The following is a 24,384-nucleotide window of genomic DNA, read 5'->3' on the forward strand; positions in this document are numbered from 1 at the left end:
ATCAGTCCGGTTTCACCGAGGCGGAGGATACGGCGCGGGTCCAACTCGCCTGCGCCTGCGACAGGAACTGGCGGAAGCCGGCAGGATCCAGCGGCCGGGCTTCCACGCCAAGCGCCAGCAGGCGTTCCTGCATCTGCTTGTCGGCGAGCACCGCATTCAGCTCGTGGTTGAGCCGGTTGAGGATATCGCCCGGCAGCTTGCCCGGCGCCATGATTCCGTACCACGGCGCCGCGTCGAAATCGCGCACGCCTTGCTCGCGCATGGTGGGCACCCCCGGCAGCAAGGCGGAGCGTCGTGCGCCGGTCTGCGCCAGCGGCACCACCGTGCCGGCTTTGATGTGCGGCAGCAGCAGCACGGGGCTGTCGAACATCAGCGCAATCTGCCCGCCCAGCAGATCGTTGATGGCGGGGCCCGACCCCTTGTAGGGAGAATGCAGCAGGCGCGCGCCGGTAGCCTGCGAGAACATCGCCCCGATGATGTGCTGCGGCGTGCCGTTGCCCGCCGAGCCGTAGGCGATGGTGTCGGGCGCCGCGGCGGACGCGCGCACCAGCGCGGGCACGGAATCGAAGCGCTGCCCGCGGGTGCCCGCCACCAGGATGAACGGCACCGTGCCGATCAGGCCGACGCCGGCCAGGTCCTTCGCTGGATCGTAGGGCAGCGCGGGATACAACGCCTTGCCGACCGAGACCGGCCCGACCGCGCCCAGCAACAAGGTATAGCCATCGGCAGGCGCCTTGCTGACATAGTCGCTGCCGATGGTGCCGCCCGCGCCGGGCCGGTTCTCCACCACCACCGGTTGCTTCAGGCGGACCTGCAGTTCTTTCCCGATCAGGCGGGCGAGCGAGTCGGTGGTGGCGCCGGGCGCATACGGCACCACCAGGCGGATCGGGCGATCCGGATAGGCAGCGCTGGCCGCTGGCGCGAATGTCAGGCAGAGCGCGGCGGCTGCGAGCGCGGGCGACAAGAAGGCAAGCAGCCGGCGGTTGCGCCGGTCGGCGCTGGAATGGCATGACATGGGGGTCTCCTGGTGTTTTCCATGTTGTGCATGCATTCCAGCAGTTACGACATGCTCTGTAAAATGATGAATCGATTTTCAATTCATCACGACAGATTATGAGATCAACGGCCACGCCCGAAGCCATGGACCTGCGCCTGGTCCGCAGCTTCATGGCCGTTGCCCGCCATGGCAGCGTGACCGCCGCGGCCGATTCGCTCGGCCTGACGCAACCGGCCTTGTCACAGCACCTGCGCATCTTCGCGCAGAGCCTGGGGGTGCCGCTGTTCGGACGCGTGGGCCGCAAGCTGGAACTGACCGATGCGGGCAGGCAACTGGTTCTGGCGCTCGAACCCGTGCTCGATCAGCTCGAACGGGTCATCGTATCCGCAGCCTCTCAGCGCGGCGCGGTGGAGGGCACGCTGCGCATCGGCGCCACCCATACCTATCTTTCCGCGCTGGTGATGCCTGCCGTGCAAGCGCTGGTCGATGCGCATCCGGGGCTGGATATCCAGGTGTTCGAGTTTGCCGCCGCCGAGGTCGACCGTTCCCTGCTGGACGGACAGATCGATCTTGGCCTGGCGTTTGCGAAGGACGCGCCAAAACGCATCGAACAGGTGCCGCTGTTCTCGGAAACGCTTGCCTTGATCGCACCCGGACACAAGCTGCCACGCGAACAGGAAACCGTGACCCTGGCGCAACTGGGAACGCTGCCCCTGGCGCTGCTGCCCGAGCGCTTCGCCATGCGCCGGCAGATCGACGCGGCCGCGCAGGCCGCCGGCATCGTGCTGCGGCCCCGGCTGGAAGGCCCCAGCGTGGAAGCCTTGCTGCGCGCCGTGCTCGGCGGCCGCCTGTACACCATCGCCAGCCCGCTGGCGCTGCATATCGCCGGCACGCAGCGCAGCGGCAGCTTCGCCGGGCTGGCCTACGCGCCGGTCGCGCATCCCGGCTTCAGCCGCACGGCCGCACTGCACCGGCGCCGCGGCCGGCCGGATAGCCCCGCCGCCACAGCTTTCATGGAAACGCTCGGAAAGGTGATCCGGGACGCCGCCGGCAGCGGGTATCTCATACCCATCTGACGCGTGCCTGGCGCCGCCAACTCTTATCGTTTCGCGCGGCGCACCAATTAACAAACTGTTTTTGAAATTGATAGTTAAAAATGGATATTTATCAATTTCAGCTTGAATCATAAAGTCCGTACTCATGCAACCGCCGCAAGGCAAGGAAACCGAACATGAGCACGAACCAGCCCACCAGACCGACGACGCGCGCGCCGCGGATTCCGCGCCGCCACTTCCTGGGCAGCGCAGCCGTACTCACCGCTGCGCTGCCGCTGGCCGCAGCTGCAGCCGGCGGCGCCACCGCGCACCCCGGCCAGGCGCGCCAGCAAGCTCGCGCCGGCCGCACCCGATTCTGGCCGGATGGCGCGCAACTCGTCATCTCCATCTCAATGCAGTTCGAGGCCGGCGCCCAGCCCGAGCGCGGCGCCAGCGGCCCCTTCCCTCCGCTCGACCCCAAGTACCCGGACTACCCGCTGCAGTCTTGGTACACCTACGGCGTGCGCGAAGGCATCCCGCGTCTGCTGGACCTGTGGGACCGCGCCGGTATCAAGGTGACCTCGCATATGGTGGGTCAGGCAGTCGAGCGCCATCCCGAACTGGCGCGCGAAATCGTCGCGCGCGGGCACGAAGCCTCGGGCCATGGCCAGACCTGGGAGCCGCAATACAGCATGAGTGCCGAAGCGGAACGCGCCAGCTACGTGCAGAGCATCGACACCATCCAGCGCGCCACCGGCACGCGGCCCCTCGGCTTCAACGCCTTCTGGATGCGCGGCTCGCCCAATACGCTGCCGATCCTGCAGTCGCTCGGCTTCCTCTATCACATCGACGACCTCAGCCGCGACGAGCCATCCGTGCTGCAGGTAGGCGGCAAGCCGTTCGCCGTGGTGCCCTACACCGTGCGCAACAACGACATCGTGCGCTTCGACTCGCCATCGACCACGGCCGAAGACATGCTCGGCGAACTGAAGGCGGAGTTCGATGTGCTCTACGCCGAAGGCGCCCACCGCCGCCGCATGATGTCCATCAGCACGCACGACCGCATCTCCGGTTCCCCGGCACGCGTGCGGGCGCTCGAAGCGTTTATCCGCTACGCCCAGGGCCATGCCGGCGTGACCTTCATGCGCAAGGACGACATCGCCCGCTTCGCGCTCGGCGCGAGCGACGTGCCGGCGGCATAAGCCAGGGCAAAACCACGAACATACAGACGAGTACAAGCCGACATGAAAACCACAAACCTCGCGCCAGTACGCGCATTCGTAGCCGCCCTAGGCGTCGCCCTGTTACCGCTATCGCAAAGCGCCGCCGCTGCCGGCGACGAGCTGGTCCACCCGCAGCACCTGGCCCAGGGCGCCGGCCAGCCGTCCGCGGCAGCCGCGCTTCTCGCCGCCCGCCGCTACGCCACCTTCTGGCACACCGGCGACGAACGCTACGCCACGCTCGCACTCGCCCCGGACTTCAGCGACCGCACGCTGCCGCCCGGCCGCGAGCAAGGCCTGCGCGGCCCGTTGCAGGCCTCCAGGGGATTCCGCGCCGCGGTACCGGATCTCAGCGCGGAAATGGAAGACGTGGTCATCGCCGGCGACCGGGTCGCGGTGCATCTGCGCTTTCGCGGCCACTTTACCGGGGCGTTCGGCGACAGCAAGGGCCAGGGCCAGCAGATCGACTTCCAGGCCTTCGACCTGTACCGCGTGGCGAACGGCAAGATCGTGGAGAACTGGCATCTGGAGGACAACCTGGGCCTGCTCAGGCAGATGGGGGTGAGCAAGTAGGCGTTGGGCCACAACATGCGCGGTGCGTGGCGGTACTACTTCGCCACGGCCACCCGCCAAACCACATTGCCGACATCGTCGGCAACCAGCAGCGCCCCGCGCTTGTCGATGGCCACGCCTACCGGCCGCCCTTGGGCGTCGCCGTCCTTGTCAAGAAATCCCGTCAGCACATCCACAGGCGGACCTGCCGGTCTGCCGTTGGCAAACGGCACGAAGATCACCTTGTAGCCGCTGTGCGGCTTGCGGTTCCACGAGCCATGCTGGCTGACAAACATACCGTCCTTGAACGCAGCCGTGAGCGAGTTGCCTTGCGACGAGGCGAGGCCAAGCGAGGCGGTGTGCGGGCCGACCGCGTAATCGGGCGGGATGGCCTTGGCCACCATTTCGGGCCGCTGCGGCTTCACGCGTTCGTCCACATGCTGGCCGTAGTAGCTAAAGGGCCAGCCGTAAAAGGCCCCGTCGCTCACCGAGGTAATGTAGTCAGGCACCAGATCGCTGCCGATTTCGTCGCGCTCGTTGACCGAGGTCCACAGCGCTCCGCTGGCGGGCTCCCACGCCATGCCGTTGGGATTGCGCAAGCCGCTGGCGAAGATGCGATGCGCTCCGGTCTTTGGATCGACTTCCCAGATGGCCGCGCGGCCCTCCTCCTTGTCGATGCCGTTCTCGCCGACGTTGCTGTTCGAGCCGACGGTGACATACAGCTTGCCGCCGTCCTGGCTGGCGATGATGTTCTTGGTCCAGTGATGGTTGATCGGGCCAGCCGGCAGGTCCACCACTTTCACGCCGGGTGCGGTAACCTGGGTCTGTCCGGGTTGGTAGGGGAAGCGCAGCACGGCATCGGTGTCGGCCACGTAGAAATCATTGCCGACCAGCACCATGCCGAAAGGCGAATGCAGGTCCTTGAGGAAAACCGAGCGCGCATCGGCCACGCCATCGCCATCGGTGTCGCGCAACAGCGTAATGCGATCGGCACTCGGCACCCCCGCGCCGGCGCGCTTCATCACCTGTTTCATTACCCAGCCCCTGATGCCCTTACCATCGTCGGGTTTTGGCGGTGCGTTGGTCTCGGCAACCAGCACATCGCCATTGGGCAACACGTAGAGCCAGCGGGGATGATCCAGTTTGTCGGCAAACGCCACGGCGGACAGGCCGTCCGCCGCCACCGGCTTGGCGCCATCGGCCCAGCCCTTCGCAGGGGCGATGTGCACGGTTGGCAGCATGGTCTTGTTCGGCGCCGGCAACTGCGGCGTGAAGCCGGTGCCCGCTGACACTGGCAGGGTTGCGGTTTCGCCGCACGCCGCCAGGCCGGCCACCATCAGCACGCTCAGCGACAGGAGGGATAGACGCGGCACGACCATGTTCGGCTCTCCGGCAAGACTCGCCTCGCCCCGGGCGGATGCGCCGCCGGAATGCGAAAGCGCGATGAACGCAAGCGGCCGGCCCAGCCTGGCGCCGGTAGCCGGAGGACGCCCTCGCCTTCACTATAGGACGCACGCGGCACAACTTCTGTCGGCATGCCGGAAGCCGCGCGTAAGACAAAGACGGTGCGTGCGATGCCATCGCCTGTCCCGCACCTGGCGCGGGGAACGCCGCGTCGGAAAAGCTGGTGCTGGAAGCTTGCAGTTGCCGGCTATGGTTCGCTCAATCGCAAGCGTAGCGGAACGCGTCATCCAGGTTCAGCGGCAGCACCAGCGTGCGAAGATGCGCCGCCTTTGCCGAAGCACACAGCGTTGCGCGCGTCGCCGCATCCTTGTACTTCGAGGCGTACTCCACGTTGAACACTGCCTTGCCCTGGGCCGTGAACGGCGTGTAGGTAGCGCACTCCTTGTACTGGAAGCACTGCTCGTTCACCGCGAAATCGAAATCCGCCGCCAGTTGAGCGATCTGGTCCACGTCGTTCTTCAGGCCCACGGCCAGCCCGCGCGCATGCGCCTCGGCTGCGAGAAAACGGTTGTAGTCCAGCTGCGTGACCGCTGTCAGCGGGAGACCCGGCTTGTTGGCATAGCCGTCGACGTTGTCCGGGTCCACGCCATCGCAACCCTTCGACTTCGCCAGATCCATGCGCGCCTGCATGATCTTGCGGACGTTGGGCGAGCGCGTATCCAGCCAGCGCTCTCCCGCCCAACCCGACAGGGCCTTGCCCATATCGGCCGCCGCAAACTGCTTGAAATCCGGGCGCCAGTTTTCTGAGCTGCCGGCGGAGAAATAGCAGACTACGCGCTTGCCCTGCGCCTTCAGCGCATTGATGGTTGCTTGCGGCGTATCCACCAGATCGATATCGAAGACCTGCGCGGGGTAGTTCGTGTTGACCGTGCTGGTCAATTGCAACTGCCAGGTGTCCGCGGCGGCCGGCATCCAGCGCGAAGGGGCCAGAGTTTGCGCTGAGGGAGACAGGGTAGCGTTGGAGGCAGAGGCAGGAGCGTTCACCGCTGACACGGAAATGGCGGAGGCGTCCGGCTCCGCCGATGCGCCATCGCCTCCGCAAGCCGCCAGACAGGTAATCGAGACCAGCCATGCCATACGTGCAAGTTTCCGGATCACGGAGGCTTTCCTTTTTGGGTTGCTTTGGTTGGCTGATGGAATGGGGAGGTGCGGAGGCACCCTGCCAGGTTGTCTGGCAGGGGGGGATCTTGAATGGTTTCCCGAACGCTACGGTAGGCGGGTTGAATGACGGGCGCAAGACGGGGATATGCAATCGTTGTATCGCGATCCGGCGCCCGGAGCTCAGGGCAGGTTGCTTTCGAATCGGTCCGATTCATCACACATTCGCTGCTCGACTACGATCCCCGCTGGATCCGGCAACGGCATATCTCGACATGCGGAGGGCTGAATCGATCGAAGATTCGCCGGGCATGATCAGCCAGGGCAGGCTGGCCGTTGATCTTTCCTCGATCCAGACGGTCGATGACTATATCTGTGGTCTCGGATAGAAGCGTTCGCGGCAAGTCGCGCAGTTGTTAGCGGTGCCAGGCGTGACGACTGCGCCCGCCGTACGGGAGAACCGAATCTTCAACCCGCTCAAAAACAAAACGGGCTACGCAAATCGCGTAGCCCGTTTTGGAATTCTGGTGCCGGCTGCAGGACTCGAACCCGCCACCTGATGATTACAAATCAACTGCTCTACCTGATGAGCTAAGCCGGCATGTTTGGTGCAGACCGCGATTCTACTGCATGCGGCGCAAATTGACGATGGGTTCCTGCGCTTACTTCACCACCTTCAACGAGGGCTTCTTGGCACCGATGCGGGATACGGGCGGCGGCGTGGGTTCGTCGTCACCATCGTGGTCGTCGCCGGCGTCTACTGTGACCGGAGCCTCGCTTTCGACCGACGACAGCTTGGGCGGCGGGTTGTTCTCGCGTTCCGTGCCGGCCTGGGTTTCGGGGACGCTACGTTCCACGGGGAAGGCCATGCCCTGCCCGTTCTCGCGGGCGTAGATGGCGAGGACGTTTTCGACGGGCACGTCGATCTTGCGCGAGATGCCGCCAAAGCGGGCGCTGAAGCCGATCCACTCGTTGCCCATGTCCAGGCCGCTGGTGGCGTCGAAGCTGACGTTGAGCACGATTTCGTTGTTCTTGACGAACTCGCGCGGCACGCTGGTGTTGGCGTCGACGAAGACGGCGATATACGGCGTGAAGCCGTTGTCCGTGCACCACTCGTAAATGGCACGGATCAGGTAGGGCTTGGTGGAGGTTTCAGGCATTGTGCTTCCAGTGGCGCAGTCCGGTGGCCCGAAGCGGTTGGCTTCGGGCCGGGCCGGTTTAGCGGCGCATCACCTTTTCGGACGGGGTGAGCGCTTCGATGTAGGCCGGGCGGCTGAAAATGCGCTCGGCGTACTTGAGCAGCGGTGCGGCGTTCTTCGACAGTTCGATGCCGTAATGGTCCAGGCGCCACAGCAGCGGAGCGATGGCGACGTCGAGCATCGAGAACTCTTCGCCGAGCATGTACTTGTTCTTGACGAAGATCGGCGCGAGCTGGGTCAGGCGGTCGCGGATGGCGGCCCGGGCGCGCTCGTGGTTCTTCTCGGCGGCCTTGCCCTTTTCGTTTTCGAGCGCGTAGACGTGCGTGAACAGTTCCTTTTCGAAGTTGAACAGGAACAGGCGCGCACGGGCACGCTGCACCGGATCAGCCGGCATCAGCTGCGGGTGCGGGAAACGCTCGTCGATGTACTCGTTGATGATGTTCGATTCGTACAGAATCAGGTCGCGCTCGACCAGGATGGGCACCTGGCCGTAGGGGTTCATCACCGAAATGTCTTCCGGCTTGTTGAACAGGTCGACGTCACGGATCTCGAAATCCATGCCCTTTTCGAACAGGACGAGGCGGCAACGCTGGGAGAACGGGCAGGTGGTGCCCGAATACAACACCATCATGGTTGGATTCCTTTGATGCGGGGTCGATTGACTGGATCGGTATTCTGGCAGAACCGATATGTAGAAAGCAAATTAGAGATGCATGGGGCACATATAAACATGAGCCCGACAGGTTTAAGCGCACTTTGAGGCACATTGCGCCCATCAACCCCGTCTCGGCATCCAAAGCAAAAAGGGCCGGGGCGGTGTTGCTCTTGGCGCAACGTCCGCTCCAGCCCCATTCCCATCGAACCGTCAGGCTTTCCGGGCTTTACCGCGAATTACTTGATGTCCTTCCAGTACGAGGCGTTCAGGCGCCAGGCGAAGACGGTGAACACACCCAGGAACATCAGCACCCAGACGCCCAGGCGCTTGCGCTGGTTCTGGGCCGGCTCGGCCATCCAGTCCAGGAACCCGACCAGGTCGGTCACGGCCTGGTCGTACTCGAGCGTGCTCATCTTGCCCGGCGTGACCTGCTCGAAACCGGCGAATTTGTGGACCTTCTCGCCATGCTCTTCGGCTTCGACGAACTTGGCGGTGCGCTGGCCTTGCAGTTCCCACAGCACGTGCGGCATGCCGACGCTCGGGAACACCAGGTTGTTCCAGCCCGTGGCGCGGTTGTCGTCACGGTAGAAGGTACGCAGGTAGGTGTACAGCCAGTCGTCGCCGCGGGCGCGGGCGATCACCGACAGGTCCGGCGGCTGGGCGCCGAAGAAGGCCTTGGCTTCCTTCGGCTGCATGGCGATGGTCATCATGTCGCCGACCTTGTCGCCAGAGAACAGCAGGTTCTGGCGAATCTGGTCGTCGGTCAGGCCGATGTCCTTGAGGCGGTTGTACCGCATCATCGACGCGCCATGACAGTTCAGGCAGTAGTTGACGAACAGCTTGGCGCCGCGCTGCAGCGAGGAGAGATCGCTGGTCTGCACGGGCGCCGGCTCGAGGGGGTAGCCCCCTTCGCTGGCCATGGCGGGCGCGGCGGCAAAGCAGGCGCCGGCCAGCGCGAGAATCGAAAGCAGCTTTTTCATCTTGTGTCCTTGTGCTCTTGTCGGGTTTCGTCCGGGCTCAGTGCGGGTGGAACGTCACGCGTTCCGGCACTTGCTTGAACTGGCCGACACGGCTCCACAGCGGCATGGTCAGGAAGAAGGCGAAGTACAGCAGGGTACCCAGCTGCGACACCTTTTCACCCACCGGCGACGGGGGCTGTACGCCCAGGTAGCCGAGCACGATGAACACCACCACGAAAACGACGAGGATGCTCTTGTGGAAGGACGGGCGATAGCGGATCGACTTCACCGGCGAGTGGTCGAGCCACGGCAGGAAGAACAGGATCACCACCGAGCCGCCCATCACCAGCACGCCCCAGAACTTGGCGTCGATGAAGTAGAAGCCCACAGCCAGGATCACGGCGATGGCGAGCGCGCCAACCTTGATGCGGGCATCCTTGCTGCGCAGGAACACCATGCCGAGCAGCACCGCGAAGAACACCCACAGGATGGGCAGGAAGTTCGAGGTGGTGGCACGCAGCATCGAGTAGAACGGCGTGAAGTACCAGACCGGCGCGATGTGCGGCGGGGTCTTGAGCGGATCGGCCGGGAAGAAGTTGTTCGACTCCAGGAAGTAGCCGCCCACCTCCGGGAAGAAGAAGATCACCGCGGAGAAGATCATCAGGAAGCCGCCCACACCCATCAGGTCATGCACCGAGTAGTACGGGTGGAAGGGGATGCCGTCCAGCGGGATTCCGTTCTCGTCCTTCTTGGCCTTGATCTCGACGCCGTCCGGGTTGTTCGAGCCCACTTCGTGCAGCGCGATGATGTGCGCGACCACCAGGCCCAGCAGCACCAGCGGCACGGCGATGACGTGGAAGGAGAAGAAGCGGTTCAGCGTGGCGTCGCTCACGACGTAGTCGCCGCGGATGAACAGGGACAGGTCCTGGCCGATCACGGGGATGGCGGAGAACAGGTTCACGATCACCTGGGCGCCCCAGTACGACATCTGGCCCCAGGGCAGCAGGTAGCCCATGAAGGCCTCTGCCATCAGGCACAGGAAGATCAGGCAGCCGAAGACCCAGACCAGCTCACGCGGCTTGCGGTAGGAACCGTACAGCAGGCCACGGAACATATGCAGGTACACCACCACGAAGAAGGCCGAGGCGCCGGTGGAGTGCATGTAGCGCACCAGCCAGCCCCAGGGCACTTCGCGCATGATGTATTCCACGCTGGCGTAAGCCACGGGAATGCCGGCGGCGTTGAGCGTGCCGTCCGGCTTGTAGTTCATCACCAGGAAGATGCCGGTCACGATCTGGATCACCAGCACCAGCAGGGCCAGCGAGCCGAAGAAGTACCAGAAGTTGAAGTTCTTCGGTGCGTAGTACTTGGAAAGGTGATCTTCCCAGAGTTGGGTTGCGGGGAAGCGCGCGTCGATCCAGCCAAGCAAGCCGGTCGTCTTTACTTGTTTTTCGGCCGCCATGGTCAAGCGTCTCCTTTTTCATCCTTGCCGATCACGATCTTGGTGTCGGACAGGAACTGGTATGGGGGTACGTCGAGGTTTTGCGGGGCCGGCTTGTTCTTGAACACGCGGCCAGCCAGGTCGAAGGTCGAACCGTGGCAGGGGCAGAGGAATCCGGGGTCGGAGCCGAGTTGCGGGTTGGAACCGGCGCCGAAGGGACCTGAGGGGGAGCAACCAAGGTGGGAGCAGATGCCTACCACGACCAGCAGGTCCTTGTGGTCTGCGCGCGAACGGGTTTCGTTCTTGCAGTATTCCGGCGTCGGCATGGTGAAGGGGACATCCGAGTTGGGGTCGGCCACCTCGGAATCTGTCTTCTTCAGCGACGAGAGCATTTCCTCGGTGCGCTTCAGGATCCAGACCGGTTTGCCGCGCCATTCAACGGTCATCATCTCGCCCGGCTTGAGCGCGCTGATGTCGGCTTCTACCGGTGCTCCGGCGGCCTTTGCCTTCTCTGACGGCGCAAACGTACTGACGAACGGAACAGCTACCGCCACGCCTCCGATGCCGCCAGCGACAGACGTCGCAATCAACCAATTGCGGCGACCCTTATCCACGTTCTTCACGTTTTGCTGGTCACTCATTCCAAACCCCAGGGGATGTCAAATTAGATTTTGTGTCAACCGTAAATTGTACCTTAGGCACATGTGGCATTGAAAGGCGGACAGTGGCTCACCCGCGTACGATAATCGGCCAAACATCGGCGATGTGGCTTGTACGCTTGCGTTACGGGCGGTGATACGGCAGGCTTTTATCCTGACGACCGTTCAACGAAAGCAACACTGGGAGAAAAGCATGGGGATGATGTCGGAATTCAAGACCTTCGCAATGCGTGGCAACGTGATCGACCTGGCCGTCGGTGTGATTATCGGCGCGTCTTTCGGCAAAATTGTCGAGTCGGTTGTGAATGACCTGATCATGCCGGTCGTTGGCCGGATTATCGGAAAACTGGATTTCTCCAATCTTTTCGTAGCGCTATCCGAGCCGCCAGCGGGCATCCCGCATACGCTCGACGCGCTGAAAAAAGCGGGCGTGCCGGTTTTTGCCTATGGCAACTTCCTGACCATCCTGGTCAATTTCGTGATTCTGGCCTTTATCATCTTCATGATGGTGCGGGCGATCAATAAGGTGCGTGCTGAAGAGCCCAAGCCCGAAGCGCCCGCCGCCACGCCGGAAGACGTGGTGCTGCTGCGCGAGATCCGCGACAGCCTGAAGGCGCGCCAGACTTAAGCCAACGCGCCGCGGCCCGCCCGGCCCATGGCCGGGGCCGCGTTTCAGACCGGGTTGGGAATATCGATGAAGGTGTGGCGCAGCCCGAATTGCTGCACCAGGTGCTCGCCCAGGGACTGGATACCATAACGCTCCGTAGCGTGGTGCCCGGCCGCCAGATAGGCAACCCCGCTCTCGCGTGCGAGGTGCGTGGTCTGCTCCGAAATCTCGCCGCTCAGGTAAGCGTCCACGCCCGCCGCCACGGCCGCGTCGAAATAGCCCTGCGCACCGCCCGTGCACCATCCCACCGTGCGAATCAGTTGCTCGGGATCGCCAATGGCCAGCGGCTCGCGCGCGAGCACGCCGCCTACGTGCGCGGCCAGCGCGGCGAGCGGCATGGGTTGTGGCAAGGTCCCGGTCCACCCGAGCTGGTCGTCGCCGAAGCGGCCGGTGGGCGTAAACCCGAGTTGCAGGCCGAGCTGGGCGTTATTGCCGAATTCGGGGTGGTTATCCAGCGGCAGGTGATAGGCGAGCAGGTTCACATCGGCGCCCAGCAGGCGTTTCAGGCGTGCGTGTTTTTGTCCGATGACACGGGCGTCTTCGTTTTTCCAGAAATAACCGTGGTGGACCAGGATGGCATCGGCGCCAGCCTCGATGGCGGCTTCGACCAGGGCCAGGCTTGCGGTCACGCCTGTCACGATATGCTCGATTTCCGCCCGGCCTTGCACTTGCCATCCGTTCGGGCAATAGTCCTTGTATCGGGGGACTTGAAGCAGGTCGTTCAAGTACAATTCAAGATCTTTTATTTTCATTTTCTGCCCAAACTCCAATATGTTGCGCCGCTTTTGGCTGTTCTTTGCCCAGGCTGTCACCGTCGTGCTGGCAGTGTGGTTCGTCGTGGCCACACTCAAACCCGAATGGCTGCAGCGCGGCCGGGTCGCAGTGCAATCCGGTTCGCCCATTGTCGCGCTGAAGGAGGTCGTCCCCAGCGTGGCCGGCTCTTCGGCGCCGGGCTCGTACAGCGAGGCGGCCCAGCAGGCGATGCCGGCAGTGGTGAATATCTTTACCAGCAAGAACGGCAGCAAGCACACGCCTAATCCGCAGGCAGAAGACCCCTGGTTCCGTTTCTTTTTTGGCGACCGCCTGCCGGAACGCCAGGAGCCGGTGTCCAGCCTGGGCTCGGGCGTCATCGTCAGCGCGGAAGGTTATATTCTAACCAACCACCACGTGGTGGACGGCGCCGATGAGATCGAGGTGGCGCTGACCGACGGCCGCAAGGCCAACGCCAAGGTGGTCGGCTCGGACCCGGAAACCGACCTGGCCGTGCTGAAGATCACGCTCAAGGACCTGCCGGCGATCACGCTGGGGCGCATTGAAAACGTCAAGGTAGGCGATGTGGTGCTGGCCATCGGCAATCCCTTTGGCGTCGGCCAGACCGTCACCATGGGCATCGTGTCGGCGCTGGGCCGCAGCCACCTGGGCATCAACACCTTCGAGAACTTCATCCAGACCGACGCGGCGATCAACCCTGGCAATTCGGGCGGCGCACTGGTCGATGCCCAGGGCAACCTGCTGGGTGTCAACACGGCCATCTATTCCCGCTCGGGCGGCTCGCTGGGCATTGGCTTCGCCATTCCCGTTTCCACCGCCAAGCAGGTGATGGAATCGATCATCTCGACCGGTTCGGTGACGCGCGGCTGGATTGGCGTAGAGCCGCAGGACATGACACCCGAGATCGCCGAGTCGTTCGGCCTCGACGCCAAGGAAGGCGCGCTGATCGCAGCCGTGGTCCAGGGCGGCCCGGCCGACAAGGCGGGCGTGAAGCCGGGCGATGTGCTGGTCTCGGTGGATGGGCAAGGCATTAGCGACACCACCGCCCTGCTCAACGCCATCGCCCAACTCAAACCTGGCGCGGAGGTGAAGATGAGGGTGGTGCGTCGTGGCAAGCCGACCGAACTGACGGTGATGATCGGCAAGCGGCCGCCACCGCCGCGCCGCGCGCTGCCGCTGGACGAGGAAGAGTAAGTCAGCACGGAATCCCCGGACAGCACGCTGCTTCTCCAGACCCCGCCCTTTGTGGCGGGGTTTTTGTTGTCGGGGAAGTACGGGTCGGCTTGGCGCGAGCGTACCCGGCGCTGCGCCAGGCGACCGGATTGATGGCCTGCCGGACCAGGAAGCTTGTCTGACGATCAGCATACCCGGGCCATAGCGGAGACATCTGCCCGCAATCGTGCGATCGGAGTTGCCGTGATTGAGGGATTGGGACGGGACTAGCGGTGGCGGCGCATGCATTGGCAGCGCAAGGACCTGACTACCCATCGCCAGCCGGCGCTCCGCGAGCTGGAGATCAACGAGCGAGACTGATTGCGCCGCCGCGGGACACGGTTAAACGATGCCGCGCCACTACGCGGAAGCACCATGTGGCGAGCACCCCATTGCCATTGCGCACTATCGCCGAGTGCCAGCCGCCAAAAACAAAACGCCGGCATCCTTGCGGATGCCGGCGTTTAGCGTTCAAGCCAATCTAGAGCGAGCTTACGCCCGCACTAAATTAGAACTTGTGACGAACACCAACCACAGCGCCGAACTGGTTCGCACCAGCTTGGACGAACTGGGTCTGGCCCGACAGGTCGTTGAAGCCATTCACGCCCAGACGCGACTTGCTGCCGTTGTTCAGGACATACGAAGCCGTTGCGTACACGTCGGTGCGCTTCGACAGTGCGTAGTCAGCCGTCGTGACGAATTGCCACGGGTTAGCCGACGACTCACGCAGGTTCTGGTAGTAAGCAGCGCCCGACAGCGACAGAGCCGGCGTCAGCTGATAGCCCACGCCAAACCAGCCCAGGTTCGATGCGGTGTTAGCCACGGTCGGCGAACCAACCAGGTTGGCGCCGTTGTAAGCCTTGGCATAACGGTAGCCAGCGTACAGCTTGGCCGGGCCGAAAGCGTAGGTACCAGCAACGGTAGCGCGGCGGGTCAGCTGAGCGCTTGCTGCGCCAGTGCCGTTCGTTTGGTCATAAGCAGCACCAATTGCGAACGGGCCAGCAGCGTAGCTTGCCAGGAAACCGTATTCGCGGCCGTTGGTGAAGTTACCAGCGGTTTCGTTGCCGCTGTTGGTGAAGCTGTACAGGGCGCTAACGGTCAGGCCACCGAACGTGCCGGTGTACTTCGCAGCGTTGTCAGCACGGCTGGCGAATGCGGATTCTTGCGAAGTGCTCGAGTAACGGGTCGAGATCGCCATCGGGTCATAGACCAGCGCGAAATCATACAGGGTGGTCTGTTGACGGCCCAGGGTCAGCGCGCCGTACTGGCTTTGCAGACCAACATAGGCGTTACGACCGAACAGACGGCCACCTTGAGCCGAAGTACCGGTGTCAACGTTGAAGCCGCTTTCCAGGACGAAGATACCCTTCAGACCGCCGCCCAGATCTTCGACGCCACGCAGGCCCCAACGCGAACCGGATTGGTTACCCGACTGCATGGCCCACAGGTTGTTACCGTTGGTGCCGAGTGCGTTCGTCGACGACTTGTTGTTGTATTCAATACCAGCGTCAACCACGCCGTACAGGGTCACGCTCGATTGGGCATACGCACCACCAGCGGCCAGGGCAGCTACAGCGGCTGCAAACAGTTTCATCTTCATATCGACACTTTCCTTGTCAACTGATTGGGAAATCTTGGCTTGCCCAAGTGCTTGGGCGACGCATTTACCTTCACGTCTGTTGCGTATTATGGGTCAGCCCCCCCGGCCGCCAGAAGGCTTTTTCGTCGTAAACCATGGATACGGACGGATTTTGTTGTGATGTCGCAACAGCACGAGGGGCGACTTTCCCCATTTTGGTGCAAAAGTCGCGTCTCCGAGCTTTCCCTTAAGCTAGCGGTCGCTACAGTTAGTCCGGCTGCGCTTCGCTGGCCGGAGCGTCCGCCGCAACCGGCCGCGCGGTGAATCGGGCCATGATCAGCCCTAGTTCATATAGCGCGACCAGGGGTACCGCCAGCAACAGTTGGGACAACACATCCGGCGGCGTCACCACGGCGGCAATCACGAAAGCGCCCACGATCACGTAGGGGCGGATCTGCTTGAGCTTTTCCAGTTCGACCACACCAAAGCGCACCAGCACGATCACCACCACCGGCACCTCGAAGGTGATGCCGAAGGCCAGGAACATGGTCATGGCGAAGCTGAGGTATTTATCGATGTCGGTCGACATCTCCGCCCCCAGCGGCGCGTTGTAGTGCGCCATGAAATGGAACACCGTGGGGAACACCAGGAAATAGGCAAACGCCACGCCGCAGATAAACAGAATGTAGCTACTGCTCACCAGCGGGACGATCAATCGCTTCTCATGCTGGTACAAGCCGGGCGCAACGAACTGCCAGACCTGGTAGAGCACCCAGGGCAGCGCAATCAGGAAAGCCACCAGCAGCGTGACCTTCATGGGCACGAAGAACGAGCCGGTGACATCGGTGACGATCATCTTGCCGCCCTTGGGCAGCGATTCCATCAAAGGCCGGGCGAACAGGTTGAAGATGTTCGGCGCCCAGTAGATCAGGCCGAGGAACACCAGGATCACGCCTGACGCCGCCTTGACGATACGCGAGCGCAGCTCCACCAGGTGAGAGATGAAGGTTTCCTGCTGCGCTTCGTCTTGCGGGTCTTGGGGATCTTGGGAACGGGAGTCGCTCATGGCGTGGACCGCTCAGCCGGGCTGGCTGGCATCGAGAAATCATTGGCGATACAACGGCACGGCGCGCAAGTCGGAACGCACGACAGCGACGGCCGGCCGGGTAGCGGCGTGTGGACAGGCTCCATCATGCTCACTCGAAGAATGAGCGGGCGGGGCCTGTGGCGGGACGGTGGCGCTTGACACGCGCGGCGCCGGATTGCGCCCACACGCGTACATTGTGCTGGCGCTTGTACCACACGGGCCGCGCACCTTGCTTGACGCGCCAGCTCTTGCGGCCGTTATGGACCTTGTGCGCCGTGTCCCAGGATGGCACGTAGCCGCTGCCCTGGCTGGCCCCGTCGTGCACGCTGGAATCCGTACCGGTCAGCGCATCGTTCAGGGACTGGGTGTGCTCGTGCACTTCCTTGTGGATGGTGCGCTCGACATCGCGCGCGGCGTCCTCGAATTCCGTGCGCATCTTGCGCAATTCGTCGAGTTCGACCTCGCGGCTGACTTCCGCCTTCACATCATTGATATAGCGCTGCGCGCGGCCGACCAGTGCGCCGACCGTGCGCGCCACCTTCGGCAGCCGCTCGGGACCGATCACCACCAGCGCCACCGCGCCGATCAGTGCAAGCTTTGAAATGCCAAGATCGATCATGCGAGGTTCGGAAGGAATAAGCTGCGGCCACGGCGAACGGCCGGGCCGCCGCAACGGCCGCCCGGGCTCGCGCACAAGCCGTCACGCGGACGGGCGCGGCGCGGCGGGCATGGCCGGCTTGGCATTGCTGCCAGGAAGAAAGGCATCAGGCGTGCTGACAAGAGTTGACGCGCGCTCACTGCTGGCGCGACTTTTCCTTGGCTTCGACGTCGATGGTGGTGGCGTCGCGCAGTTCCTTGGAGGGCGCGGCCGGTGCGTCAACCGGATTTCCGTTGGCGTCCTTCATGCCATCCTTGAAGCCTTTCACGGCACCGCCCAGATCCTGGCCGATGTTGCGCAGCTTCTTGGTGCCAAAGACCAGCATGACGATCACCAGCACGATGAGCCAGTGCCAAATGCTAAACGAACCCATTTTCTGCTCCTGATGAAGCCGGGGGCGGCGCCATGCCACCCCGGCTCGTTGTTCCGTCACTGAAGGCCGTGCCGGGCGACGGTTGCCGGCACGGCATCTGACCGGAGGCCGCGCGGCCTTCGGTCCTGCATGGGTTGGCTGCCAGGTCTTTACGGCAGCTGCACCTTCCACTGGTCACGCGGACCGCCAAGCACGTGCAGATGGAGGTGATACACCTCCTGCCCGCCATCCGGACCGGTATTGATAACCGTCCGGAAACCGTTGCCACAGCCTGCCGCGCGCGCCAACTCCGGCACCTTCAACATCATTTTAGCAAGCACCGCGCTTTCACCGGGTCCGCAATCGGCCAGCGAATCGACATGCAACTTGGGAATGAGCAGGAAGTGTACCGGGGCTTTCGGGTGGATATCGTGGAAAGCCAGCATTTCGTCATCTTCGTAAACTTTGCGCGACGGAAGCTGACCGGCCACGATCCGGCAGAAGAGGCAATTTTGCTGTGGATTCATGAAAATTTCATTGCGCGCAGCAAATCAGGTGCACTTTTGCCGCGATGTCAGTGCAGGCGGGCAGCCTTGCCGGCCATCCGCCTGCCTTTCAGGCATGTCCGGACCGCCTTGGCCGGACCGCCACCGGTCCGCTGGCTATCAAAAACGCTGATCCGGGTACATCGGCTTACTGTCGTTCAGGTAGAGCCAGCCCTTGACGATACGATACAACATCCATAAGGACAATACGCCCCACACGGCAAAAGCCAGGGGTATCAGGAACACTGTGACAAACAGCATGCCGCCGAGGATCGCCCACGCCACCGACCACCAGAAGGACCGTATCTGCCAGGCAAAGTGCGAGGCGTAGAGCGTGCCCTGGGTGTCGTCGCGCTTGACGTAGCCAATCACGATGGCAATCAGCGCGGTAATGCCGCCGGTCAGCCAGAAAATGGCGTACAACGCATAAAGAATGTGCGTCAGCTTGCGCAGGCTGGCAAGCCGGTCGTGGTCCGTGGTGATCACCTCTCCCATCTCGTGCTTGCTCCTGGTGGCTGCTGGTGGCTGTCCCATACCCTGCCCGTCCTGTCCAGATGCGCCTCGCCGGCCAGGCCGGCTAGTGCGGGATTCAGCTGCCGTCGGCCTTGCGCCGGGCTTTTTCTTCCAGGCCGGACAGACCTTCGCGGCGGGCCAGTTCGTTGACCACGTCGGCCGGCTGCATGCCGAAGCGGGACAGAAGCACCATGCTATGGAACCAGAGATCGGCCACCTCGTACACCACCTTGGAGACCGACTCCTGGCTCAGCCCCGCCGCGCGGGCATCCTTGGCGGCCATCACGGTTTCGGTGGCTTCCTCGCCGATCTTCTTCAGGATCGCGTCGTCGCCCTTGTGAAACAGGCGCGCCACATAGGACTTATCCGGATCGCCGCCGTTCTCGGGCTTGCGCGATTCCAGCACGCTGGCCAGGCGGGCAAGCATATCGGCGCTGCTCAACTGTTCGTCGCTCATGGCTTGGCTGCGTAAATGGTGGACGGATCCTTGAGCACGGGCTCCACGGTCTGCCAGTCACCGTTGTCGGCGTCGCCATCAAACTTCTGGAAGAAGCAGGAGTGGCGCCCGGTATGGCAGGCGATGCCGTCGTTCTGCGTGACCTTGAGCAAGACCACGTCTTCGTCGCAGTCGAGGCGGATTTCATGCACCTTTTGCACGTGGCCGGATTCCTCGCCCTTGTGCCACAAGCGCTTGCGCGAGCGCGACCAGAACACGGCCTCGCCGATCTCCACGGTGCGCTGCAGCGCCTCGCGGTTCATGAACGCGAACATCAGCACGTCGTTCGAGCCGACTTCCTGGACAATCACCGGCACCAGGCCGTTGTCGTCCCACTTAACCTTGTTGAGCCACTTCTTTGCCATGTCGGTTTGCCGTGTTCAGATCCGCACCGGAATGCCCTCGCGGGCCATGAATGCTTTTGCTTCGCCAACGGTGTGCTGGCCGTAGTGGAAGATGCTGGCGGCCAGCACCGCATCGGCGTGGCCCAGCTTGATGCCGTCGGCCAGGTCCTGCAGTCCGCCCACGCCGCCCGAGGCGATCACCGGGATGGATACCGCATCGCTGACGGCACGGGTGAGTTCGAGATCGAAGCCGCTCTTGGTGCCGTCGCGGTCCATGCTGGTGAGCAGCAGTTCGCCCGCGCCGCGGGCGGCCATCTCGCGCGCCCATGCCACGGCGTCCAGCCCGGTGGCCTTGCGCCCGCCATGGGTGAAGACCTCCCAGCGTGCCGGCTCGCCTGGCGCGGAACTGCGTTTGGCGTCGATCGCGACGACAATGCACTGCGAGCCGTAGCGCGCCGTGGCGTCCGACACCAGTTGCGGGTTGGCGATGGCCGCGGAATTGACGCTGATCTTGTCCGCGCCGGCATTGAGCAGGCGCCGCACGTCTTCCACGGCGCGCACGCCGCCGCCCACCGTCAGCGGGATAAAGACCTGGGAGGCGACCGCCTCGATGATGTGCAGGATCAGGTCGCGCCCGTCGCTGGTCGCGGTGATGTCGAGAAAAGTGATTTCATCGGCGCCCTGCTCGTCATAGCGGCGGGCGATCTCGACCGGATCGCCAGCGTCACGCAATTCGACGAAGTTGACACCCTTGACCACCCGCCCGTTGGTCACGTCGAGGCAGGGGATGATACGTTTGGCTAGCATGAGATTCCTTGCCCGCCACGGCGCCTGCCCTTGCGGGGGCGCCGGTGGCTGCAATTGTCGCGCGCAAGGCGCGTTGTCTTACTGCTCGGCGCCGAGCTTGTCGGCAAGCGCCTGGGCTTCGGCGAAATTGAGATCGCCCGAATAGATTGCGCGGCCGCAGATGACGCCCTCGACGCCGTCCTTTTGCACGCTGCACAGGCGTTCGATATCGGTGAGGTTGTGCAGCCCGCCGCTGGCGATCACCGGGATCGTTGCCGACTGCGCCAGTTTGACGGTGGCATCGATGTTGATGCCCTGCAGCATGCCGTCGCGGCCGATGTCGGTGTAGATGATGGCTTCCACGCCGTAGTCCTCGTACTTGCGCGCGAGGTCGGCAACCTCGTGGCCGGTCAGCTTGCTCCAGCCATCCGTGGCGACCTTGCCTTCACGGGCATCCAGGCCGACGATGATGTGGCCGCCGAACGCCGTGCAGGCGTCCTTGAGGAACCCGGGGTTCTTGACCGCCGCTGTGCCGATGATGACGTACGACAGGCCGCCGTCGAGCCAGCGCTCGATGGTGTTCAGGTCGCGGATGCCGCCGCCGAGCTGGATCGGGATCTCATCGCCCACCTCGGCGATGATGGCCTTGATGGCAGCTTCATTGCGGGGCTTGCCCACGAACGCACCATTGAGGTCGACCAGGTGCAGGCGCCGTGCGCCCTGCTCCACCCAGTGACGTGCCATGGCGGCGGGATCTTCGGAAAAGACGGTGGCCTGGTCCATGTCGCCTTGTTTAAGGCGTACACATTGACCGTCCTTCAGGTCGATGGCCGGAATGAGCAACATAAGTGTGACGAGCGTGTTTGAGTGAAAGAGAAAGTTGAACTAGCCAGCGTAGCCGGTCAGCCCTGTCCCAAAAAAGCCACTATCGACGTTCAGGGATTCCAGTGCACGAAGTTCCGGTACAGCTGCAAGCCCATGGCGGCGCTCTTTTCCGGGTGGAACTGCGTGGCAAAAATATTATCGCGCGCCACCGCGCTCGTAAATAAGGCGCCATATTCCGTTTCGCCGGCAATATGCGCCGGATCCTCCGCATGCACGTAGTAGCTGTGCACGAAATAGAACCAGCTTTCATCGGGGATGCCAGCCCACAGCGGATGGGGGCGCGTTTGCTTCACGCGGTTCCAGCCCATCTGCGGCACCTTGTAGCGCGAACCGTCCGGCTGGGTCATGCCTTCCAGTTCGAAGCGGATCACCTCGCCGGGCAAGAGGCCCAGGCAGGGCGTACGGCCACCGTCCGTTCTACTTTCCTTGCTGAAGTCGAACAGCATCTGTTCGCCAACGCACACTCCCAGCATCGGCTTGCTAGCGGCGGCCTCGATCACGGCCTGTTGCAGGCCCGAGGCGCCCAGTGCGCTCATGCAGTCGGGCATCGCACCCTGGCCTGGCAGCACCACGCGGTCCGCCGCGCGGATCGCCTCCGGCTGGTCCACCACCTGCACGTCCGCTTCCGGCGCCGCGGCACGCAAGGCCTGCGCTACCGAGCGCAGGTTGCCCATGCCGTAATCCACAATTGCTATGGTAGTCATGATTTCAAAACAGGCAACAATGTCTTCAGCCCGTCCACAATGAATTCTACGGCCAGCGCCGACAGGATCAGCCCCATCAGGCGCGTGCCGATATTGATGCCGGTGCGCCCGATCACGCGCGCGATCGGGTCCGCGGCGCGGAACACTATATATACCACTGCGCCAAGCGCGATCCCGATCCCGACCAGAATCAGCAACTGGTACCAGTGCTGGGTCTTGCCGGCATAGACGATCACCGTGCTGATCGAACCAGGTCCGGTCAGCAAGGGCAGCGCCAGCGGCACTACCGCGATACTGGCCTTGGCTTCCGCCTCGTCCTCTTCCTCGGGCGTCGCCTTGGTGCGGCCAGTCTGCGCGTTCAGCATGTTCATGGCCATCATGATCATGATGAGGCCCCCGCCCACCTGCAGCGAGGCCACCGAGATATTGAAGAACTCGATGATCTGCTGGCCCAGCAAGGCGGAGATGCCTACCACCGTCGCCACCGAGATCGACGCGATCTTGATGGTATGCCGCTTTTCTTCTTCAGTCTGCTGGGTGGTCAGGCTGATGAAGAACGGAATCGCCCCGATCGGGTTGATCAGCGCCAGCAGCGAAATGAACGACTTAAGCGTATCCATCGGGTTGGGCGAATGTCGCGCTAATGTCGCGTAAGTACCGCGTTGTACCGCGTTGATCTGATGTTCTCGCCGGCGCAGCAGAACGTACGCACCGGCACGTGAGAGGTAGCGCGTCGGCGAGGTTCAGCCGACGAGGGTGCCCTTGGTCGACGGAATCGTGTTGCCCGCACGGGGATCCATTTCCACCGCCATGCGCAACGCCCGCCCGAAGGCCTTGAACACGGTTTCGCACTGGTGGTGGGCATTGATGCCGCGCAGGTTGTCGATATGCAGCGTCACCGCGGCATGATTGACGAAGCCGCGGAAGAACTCGATGGTGAGGTCGACGTCGAAGCTGCCCACCCGAGCGCGGGTGAACGGTACGTGGAATTCCAGGCCGGGACGGCCGGAGAAGTCGATCACCACGCGCGACAGGCATTCGTCCAGCGGCACATAGCTATGGCCGTAGCGGGTGATGCCTTTCTTGTCGCCGATGGCCTTGGCGACCGCCTGGCCGAGCGCGATGCCGACGTCTTCCACCGTGTGGTGGTCATCGATATGGGTATCGCCGCTGGCTTCGACTTCGAGGTCGAACATGCCATGGCGGGCAATCTGATCCAGCATGTGGTCGAGGAACGGCACGCCGGACGCCAGTTTCTGGCGGCCGGTGCCATCGAGATTCAACGAAACGCGGATCTGCGTTTCCGATGTATTGCGGGTGACCTCTGCAACACGCATGGTGTTAATCCTGCGACGCCGCCTGGAAGGCGGCGAGAAATTGCGCGTTCTCTTCGGGAGTGCTGACCGTGACGCGCAGACAGTTGGCCAGCAATGGGTGCATTTTACCCACGTTCTTGATCAATACCTTGCGCGCAAGCACGCCTTCGAACACACGAGCGGAATCCGCCACGCGCACCAGCAGGAAATTGGCTGCGCTTGGGTACACCGTCACGCCCGGCAAGCCTGCCAGGGCATCGGCCACGGTGGCGCGCTCGGCACGCAGTTGCGCGGCCTGCTGGTCGAGCACATCGACATGCTCGAGCACGAACAGCGCCGTGGCCTCGGTCAGCACATTGACGTTGTACGGCGGGCGCACCTTGTCGATCTGCGACAGCCACTCCGGCGCGCCGGCCAGGTAGCCCAGCCGGATGCCGGCCAGGCCCAGCTTGGAAACGGTGCGCATCACCAACAGGTTGCCGAACTCGGCCAGGCGCGGCATCCAGGTGTCCTGGGCGAACGGCTGGTAGGCTTCGTCAACCACCACCAGGCTCTGGCAGACCTCGCCCTGGGCGGCGCGCACGATGGCTTCCATATCGGCCGCGTCGAACAGGTTGCCGGTGGGATTGTTCGGGTAGGCCAGGTAGACGATGGCGGGCTGGTGCTCGGCCATTGCCGCCAGCATGGCGGCGCGGTCCAGCGTGAAGTCCGCGTTGAGCGGCACGCCGACGAATTCGAGCCCGGCGAACTGGGCCGACATGGCGTACATGACAAAGCCTGGCACCGGTGCCAGCACCTTGGCGCCCGGCTTGGCCACCGCCAGCGCCAGCATGCTGATGATCTCGTCCGAGCCGTTGCCCAGCAGCACATCCATGCCCGCCGGCACGTCCATCACCGTCTTCAGGCGCGCGCGCAGCGCTTCGCTGCTGGGCACCGGATAGCGGTTGAGCGCTACCTCGGCCAGCCGCGCGGCCAGCTTGTCGCGCAGTGCGTCGGGCAGGCGGTAGGGGTTCTCCATCGCGTCCAGCTTTACCAGACCGTGCGAATCCGGCACATGGTAGGCGCCCATGGCGCGTACGTCGTCACGGATGATGCGGTCGATCAGGGAAGGCTGCACTACGGACATGGGATTTACCTCTTGGGTCGACTTGGGTCGGTGGTTTCTGGCCGGCGCCCGGACAAACCCGGGCG

Annotated in this window: 28 protein-coding genes and 1 tRNA gene; 5 read left to right on the top strand and 24 right to left on the bottom strand. The window is 63.4% G+C overall.

Annotated features, from left to right (window positions below; translation table 11 throughout):
- Position 1 precedes the first annotated feature (1 nt).
- Entirely contained in the window at positions 2 to 1,015 is a 1,014-nt protein-coding gene (locus AC1DS6_RS10260; protein ID WP_441628907.1) for a Bug family tripartite tricarboxylate transporter substrate binding protein, read from the bottom strand.
- 98 nt (positions 1,016 to 1,113) lie between these two features.
- Here AC1DS6_RS10260 and AC1DS6_RS10265 point away from each other — a divergent pair, with 98 nt between their 5' ends.
- From AC1DS6_RS10265 to AC1DS6_RS10275, 3 genes are all read left to right on the top strand, one after another.
- Entirely contained in the window at positions 1,114 to 2,073 is a 960-nt protein-coding gene (locus AC1DS6_RS10265) for a LysR substrate-binding domain-containing protein (RefSeq protein ID WP_441628905.1), read from the top strand.
- Positions 2,074 to 2,228: 155 nt separating this feature from the next.
- Positions 2,229 to 3,233, top strand: a complete 1,005-nt coding sequence (locus tag AC1DS6_RS10270; protein ID WP_441628903.1) for a polysaccharide deacetylase family protein — start codon at positions 2,229 to 2,231, stop codon at positions 3,231 to 3,233.
- A 42-nt stretch (positions 3,234 to 3,275) separates the two neighbouring features.
- Positions 3,276 to 3,824 carry an ester cyclase gene (locus AC1DS6_RS10275; protein WP_441628901.1) on the top strand — a complete coding sequence of 183 codons (549 nt, stop codon included), beginning with the start codon at positions 3,276 to 3,278 and terminating at the stop codon, positions 3,822 to 3,824.
- 35 nt (positions 3,825 to 3,859) lie between these two features.
- Here AC1DS6_RS10275 and AC1DS6_RS10280 read toward each other — a convergent pair whose 3' ends face one another.
- The 8 genes from AC1DS6_RS10280 to petA form a co-directional block, all read right to left on the bottom strand.
- Positions 3,860 to 5,182: a PQQ-dependent sugar dehydrogenase gene (locus tag AC1DS6_RS10280; RefSeq protein ID WP_441628899.1), complete on the bottom strand. Its 1,323-nt coding sequence runs from the start codon at positions 5,180 to 5,182 to the stop codon at positions 3,860 to 3,862.
- A 283-nt stretch (positions 5,183 to 5,465) separates the two neighbouring features.
- A complete protein-coding gene (locus AC1DS6_RS10285; protein ID WP_477102480.1) occupies positions 5,466 to 6,362 on the bottom strand; it encodes an endo alpha-1,4 polygalactosaminidase in 897 nt (298 codons plus the stop codon).
- A gap of 528 nt (positions 6,363 to 6,890) precedes the next feature.
- Positions 6,891 to 6,966: transfer RNA gene (locus tag AC1DS6_RS10290), tRNA-Thr, on the bottom strand.
- A gap of 61 nt (positions 6,967 to 7,027) precedes the next feature.
- Positions 7,028 to 7,525, bottom strand: a complete 498-nt coding sequence (locus AC1DS6_RS10295; RefSeq protein WP_035870639.1) for a ClpXP protease specificity-enhancing factor — start codon at positions 7,523 to 7,525, stop codon at positions 7,028 to 7,030.
- A gap of 58 nt (positions 7,526 to 7,583) precedes the next feature.
- Positions 7,584 to 8,195: a glutathione S-transferase N-terminal domain-containing protein gene (locus tag AC1DS6_RS10300; protein ID WP_035870642.1), complete on the bottom strand. Its 612-nt coding sequence runs from the start codon at positions 8,193 to 8,195 to the stop codon at positions 7,584 to 7,586.
- Positions 8,196 to 8,455: 260 nt separating this feature from the next.
- Positions 8,456 to 9,199 (bottom strand): cytochrome c1, encoded by a 744-nt coding sequence (locus tag AC1DS6_RS10305; protein WP_035870644.1) that lies wholly within the window; start codon positions 9,197 to 9,199, stop codon positions 8,456 to 8,458.
- Between the two features lie 37 nt (positions 9,200 to 9,236).
- A complete protein-coding gene (locus tag AC1DS6_RS10310; RefSeq protein ID WP_276286466.1) occupies positions 9,237 to 10,640 on the bottom strand; it encodes a cytochrome b in 1,404 nt (467 codons plus the stop codon).
- A 2-nt stretch (positions 10,641 to 10,642) separates the two neighbouring features.
- Entirely contained in the window at positions 10,643 to 11,260 is a 618-nt protein-coding gene (gene petA / locus AC1DS6_RS10315) for a ubiquinol-cytochrome c reductase iron-sulfur subunit (RefSeq protein ID WP_441628895.1), read from the bottom strand.
- A 211-nt stretch (positions 11,261 to 11,471) separates the two neighbouring features.
- Between petA and mscL the strand changes: the two genes are divergently transcribed.
- Positions 11,472 to 11,906: a large conductance mechanosensitive channel protein MscL gene (mscL, locus tag AC1DS6_RS10320; protein WP_441628893.1), complete on the top strand. Its 435-nt coding sequence runs from the start codon at positions 11,472 to 11,474 to the stop codon at positions 11,904 to 11,906.
- 44 nt (positions 11,907 to 11,950) lie between these two features.
- Here mscL and AC1DS6_RS10325 read toward each other — a convergent pair whose 3' ends face one another.
- Positions 11,951 to 12,697, bottom strand: a complete 747-nt coding sequence (locus AC1DS6_RS10325) for a Nif3-like dinuclear metal center hexameric protein (protein WP_441628891.1) — start codon at positions 12,695 to 12,697, stop codon at positions 11,951 to 11,953.
- 19 nt (positions 12,698 to 12,716) lie between these two features.
- On the opposite strand from AC1DS6_RS10325, the gene AC1DS6_RS10330 reads away from it, so the two are divergent.
- The gene (locus AC1DS6_RS10330; RefSeq protein WP_441628889.1) at positions 12,717 to 13,910 is read left to right on the top strand and encodes a Do family serine endopeptidase; all 1,194 of its coding nucleotides are present in this window, start codon (positions 12,717 to 12,719) and stop codon (positions 13,908 to 13,910) included.
- Positions 13,911 to 14,436: 526 nt separating this feature from the next.
- Here AC1DS6_RS10330 and AC1DS6_RS10335 read toward each other — a convergent pair.
- From AC1DS6_RS10335 to hisC, 14 genes are all read right to left on the bottom strand, one after another.
- Complete coding sequence (locus AC1DS6_RS10335; protein WP_441628887.1) at positions 14,437 to 15,528, bottom strand: porin; 1,092 nt, start codon at positions 15,526 to 15,528, stop codon at positions 14,437 to 14,439.
- 247 nt (positions 15,529 to 15,775) lie between these two features.
- Entirely contained in the window at positions 15,776 to 16,573 is a 798-nt protein-coding gene (tatC, locus tag AC1DS6_RS10340) for a twin-arginine translocase subunit TatC (protein ID WP_441628885.1), read from the bottom strand.
- Between the two features lie 130 nt (positions 16,574 to 16,703).
- Positions 16,704 to 17,213, bottom strand: a complete 510-nt coding sequence (gene tatB, locus AC1DS6_RS10345; protein ID WP_035870659.1) for a Sec-independent protein translocase protein TatB — start codon at positions 17,211 to 17,213, stop codon at positions 16,704 to 16,706.
- A 175-nt stretch (positions 17,214 to 17,388) separates the two neighbouring features.
- On the bottom strand, positions 17,389 to 17,625 hold the full coding sequence (gene tatA / locus AC1DS6_RS10350) for a Sec-independent protein translocase subunit TatA (protein ID WP_035870661.1): 237 nt from the start codon (positions 17,623 to 17,625) through the stop codon (positions 17,389 to 17,391).
- 149 nt (positions 17,626 to 17,774) lie between these two features.
- Positions 17,775 to 18,131, bottom strand: coding sequence for a histidine triad nucleotide-binding protein (locus AC1DS6_RS10355; protein ID WP_441628882.1), 357 nt, complete (start codon positions 18,129 to 18,131; stop codon positions 17,775 to 17,777).
- A 138-nt stretch (positions 18,132 to 18,269) separates the two neighbouring features.
- Positions 18,270 to 18,644 carry a DUF4870 family protein gene (locus AC1DS6_RS10360; protein WP_035870665.1) on the bottom strand — a complete coding sequence of 125 codons (375 nt, stop codon included), beginning with the start codon at positions 18,642 to 18,644 and terminating at the stop codon, positions 18,270 to 18,272.
- 94 nt (positions 18,645 to 18,738) lie between these two features.
- Positions 18,739 to 19,119 (bottom strand): phosphoribosyl-ATP diphosphatase, encoded by a 381-nt coding sequence (locus AC1DS6_RS10365; RefSeq protein WP_441628880.1) that lies wholly within the window; start codon positions 19,117 to 19,119, stop codon positions 18,739 to 18,741.
- On the bottom strand, positions 19,116 to 19,523 hold the full coding sequence (hisI, locus tag AC1DS6_RS10370) for a phosphoribosyl-AMP cyclohydrolase (RefSeq protein WP_035870669.1): 408 nt from the start codon (positions 19,521 to 19,523) through the stop codon (positions 19,116 to 19,118). Before hisI ends, AC1DS6_RS10365 begins: the two co-directional genes overlap by 4 nt.
- A 15-nt stretch (positions 19,524 to 19,538) precedes the next feature.
- Positions 19,539 to 20,309 carry an imidazole glycerol phosphate synthase subunit HisF gene (gene hisF / locus AC1DS6_RS10375; RefSeq protein WP_441628878.1) on the bottom strand — a complete coding sequence of 257 codons (771 nt, stop codon included), beginning with the start codon at positions 20,307 to 20,309 and terminating at the stop codon, positions 19,539 to 19,541.
- 78 nt (positions 20,310 to 20,387) lie between these two features.
- The gene (hisA, locus tag AC1DS6_RS10380; protein WP_035870672.1) at positions 20,388 to 21,134 is read right to left on the bottom strand and encodes a 1-(5-phosphoribosyl)-5-[(5-phosphoribosylamino)methylideneamino]imidazole-4-carboxamide isomerase; all 747 of its coding nucleotides are present in this window, start codon (positions 21,132 to 21,134) and stop codon (positions 20,388 to 20,390) included.
- Between the two features lie 89 nt (positions 21,135 to 21,223).
- Positions 21,224 to 21,877 carry an imidazole glycerol phosphate synthase subunit HisH gene (gene hisH / locus AC1DS6_RS10385; RefSeq protein WP_441628875.1) on the bottom strand — a complete coding sequence of 218 codons (654 nt, stop codon included), beginning with the start codon at positions 21,875 to 21,877 and terminating at the stop codon, positions 21,224 to 21,226.
- Positions 21,874 to 22,497, bottom strand: a complete 624-nt coding sequence (locus AC1DS6_RS10390; protein WP_035870676.1) for a YchE family NAAT transporter — start codon at positions 22,495 to 22,497, stop codon at positions 21,874 to 21,876. Before AC1DS6_RS10390 ends, hisH begins: the two co-directional genes overlap by 4 nt.
- A 123-nt stretch (positions 22,498 to 22,620) precedes the next feature.
- Positions 22,621 to 23,214, bottom strand: coding sequence for an imidazoleglycerol-phosphate dehydratase HisB (hisB, locus tag AC1DS6_RS10395; protein WP_006159655.1), 594 nt, complete (start codon positions 23,212 to 23,214; stop codon positions 22,621 to 22,623).
- 4 nt (positions 23,215 to 23,218) lie between these two features.
- Positions 23,219 to 24,319 (bottom strand): histidinol-phosphate transaminase, encoded by a 1,101-nt coding sequence (gene hisC / locus AC1DS6_RS10400; protein WP_441628873.1) that lies wholly within the window; start codon positions 24,317 to 24,319, stop codon positions 23,219 to 23,221.
- Between the last annotated feature and the right edge of the window lie 65 nt (positions 24,320 to 24,384).

The organism is Cupriavidus sp. 05L310 (assembly GCF_056398185.1).

What these genes read in the sequence shown, in the direction of transcription:
- AC1DS6_RS10260 (WP_441628907.1), bottom strand. Translation starts at nt 1,015, where the DNA reads ATGTCATGCCATTCCAGCGCCGACCGGCGCAACCGCCGGCTGCTTGCC.
- AC1DS6_RS10265 (WP_441628905.1), top strand. Translation starts at nt 1,114, where the DNA reads ATGAGATCAACGGCCACGCCCGAAGCCATGGACCTGCGCCTGGTCCGC.
- AC1DS6_RS10270 (WP_441628903.1), top strand. Translation starts at nt 2,229, where the DNA reads ATGAGCACGAACCAGCCCACCAGACCGACGACGCGCGCGCCGCGGATT.
- AC1DS6_RS10275 (WP_441628901.1), top strand. Translation starts at nt 3,276, where the DNA reads ATGAAAACCACAAACCTCGCGCCAGTACGCGCATTCGTAGCCGCCCTA.
- AC1DS6_RS10280 (WP_441628899.1), bottom strand. Translation starts at nt 5,182, where the DNA reads ATGGTCGTGCCGCGTCTATCCCTCCTGTCGCTGAGCGTGCTGATGGTG.
- AC1DS6_RS10295 (WP_035870639.1), bottom strand. Translation starts at nt 7,525, where the DNA reads ATGCCTGAAACCTCCACCAAGCCCTACCTGATCCGTGCCATTTACGAG.
- AC1DS6_RS10300 (WP_035870642.1), bottom strand. Translation starts at nt 8,195, where the DNA reads ATGATGGTGTTGTATTCGGGCACCACCTGCCCGTTCTCCCAGCGTTGC.
- AC1DS6_RS10305 (WP_035870644.1), bottom strand. Translation starts at nt 9,199, where the DNA reads ATGAAAAAGCTGCTTTCGATTCTCGCGCTGGCCGGCGCCTGCTTTGCC.
- AC1DS6_RS10310 (WP_276286466.1), bottom strand. Translation starts at nt 10,640, where the DNA reads ATGGCGGCCGAAAAACAAGTAAAGACGACCGGCTTGCTTGGCTGGATC.
- petA (WP_441628895.1), bottom strand. Translation starts at nt 11,260, where the DNA reads ATGAGTGACCAGCAAAACGTGAAGAACGTGGATAAGGGTCGCCGCAAT.
- mscL (WP_441628893.1), top strand. Translation starts at nt 11,472, where the DNA reads ATGGGGATGATGTCGGAATTCAAGACCTTCGCAATGCGTGGCAACGTG.
- AC1DS6_RS10325 (WP_441628891.1), bottom strand. Translation starts at nt 12,697, where the DNA reads ATGAAAATAAAAGATCTTGAATTGTACTTGAACGACCTGCTTCAAGTC.
- AC1DS6_RS10330 (WP_441628889.1), top strand. Translation starts at nt 12,717, where the DNA reads ATGTTGCGCCGCTTTTGGCTGTTCTTTGCCCAGGCTGTCACCGTCGTG.
- AC1DS6_RS10335 (WP_441628887.1), bottom strand. Translation starts at nt 15,528, where the DNA reads ATGAAGATGAAACTGTTTGCAGCCGCTGTAGCTGCCCTGGCCGCTGGT.
- tatC (WP_441628885.1), bottom strand. Translation starts at nt 16,573, where the DNA reads ATGAGCGACTCCCGTTCCCAAGATCCCCAAGACCCGCAAGACGAAGCG.
- tatB (WP_035870659.1), bottom strand. Translation starts at nt 17,213, where the DNA reads ATGATCGATCTTGGCATTTCAAAGCTTGCACTGATCGGCGCGGTGGCG.
- tatA (WP_035870661.1), bottom strand. Translation starts at nt 17,625, where the DNA reads ATGGGTTCGTTTAGCATTTGGCACTGGCTCATCGTGCTGGTGATCGTC.
- AC1DS6_RS10355 (WP_441628882.1), bottom strand. Translation starts at nt 18,131, where the DNA reads ATGAATCCACAGCAAAATTGCCTCTTCTGCCGGATCGTGGCCGGTCAG.
- AC1DS6_RS10360 (WP_035870665.1), bottom strand. Translation starts at nt 18,644, where the DNA reads ATGGGAGAGGTGATCACCACGGACCACGACCGGCTTGCCAGCCTGCGC.
- AC1DS6_RS10365 (WP_441628880.1), bottom strand. Translation starts at nt 19,119, where the DNA reads ATGAGCGACGAACAGTTGAGCAGCGCCGATATGCTTGCCCGCCTGGCC.
- hisI (WP_035870669.1), bottom strand. Translation starts at nt 19,523, where the DNA reads ATGGCAAAGAAGTGGCTCAACAAGGTTAAGTGGGACGACAACGGCCTG.
- hisF (WP_441628878.1), bottom strand. Translation starts at nt 20,309, where the DNA reads ATGCTAGCCAAACGTATCATCCCCTGCCTCGACGTGACCAACGGGCGG.
- hisA (WP_035870672.1), bottom strand. Translation starts at nt 21,134, where the DNA reads ATGTTGCTCATTCCGGCCATCGACCTGAAGGACGGTCAATGTGTACGC.
- hisH (WP_441628875.1), bottom strand. Translation starts at nt 21,877, where the DNA reads ATGACTACCATAGCAATTGTGGATTACGGCATGGGCAACCTGCGCTCG.
- AC1DS6_RS10390 (WP_035870676.1), bottom strand. Translation starts at nt 22,497, where the DNA reads ATGGATACGCTTAAGTCGTTCATTTCGCTGCTGGCGCTGATCAACCCG.
- hisB (WP_006159655.1), bottom strand. Translation starts at nt 23,214, where the DNA reads ATGCGTGTTGCAGAGGTCACCCGCAATACATCGGAAACGCAGATCCGC.
- hisC (WP_441628873.1), bottom strand. Translation starts at nt 24,319, where the DNA reads ATGTCCGTAGTGCAGCCTTCCCTGATCGACCGCATCATCCGTGACGAC.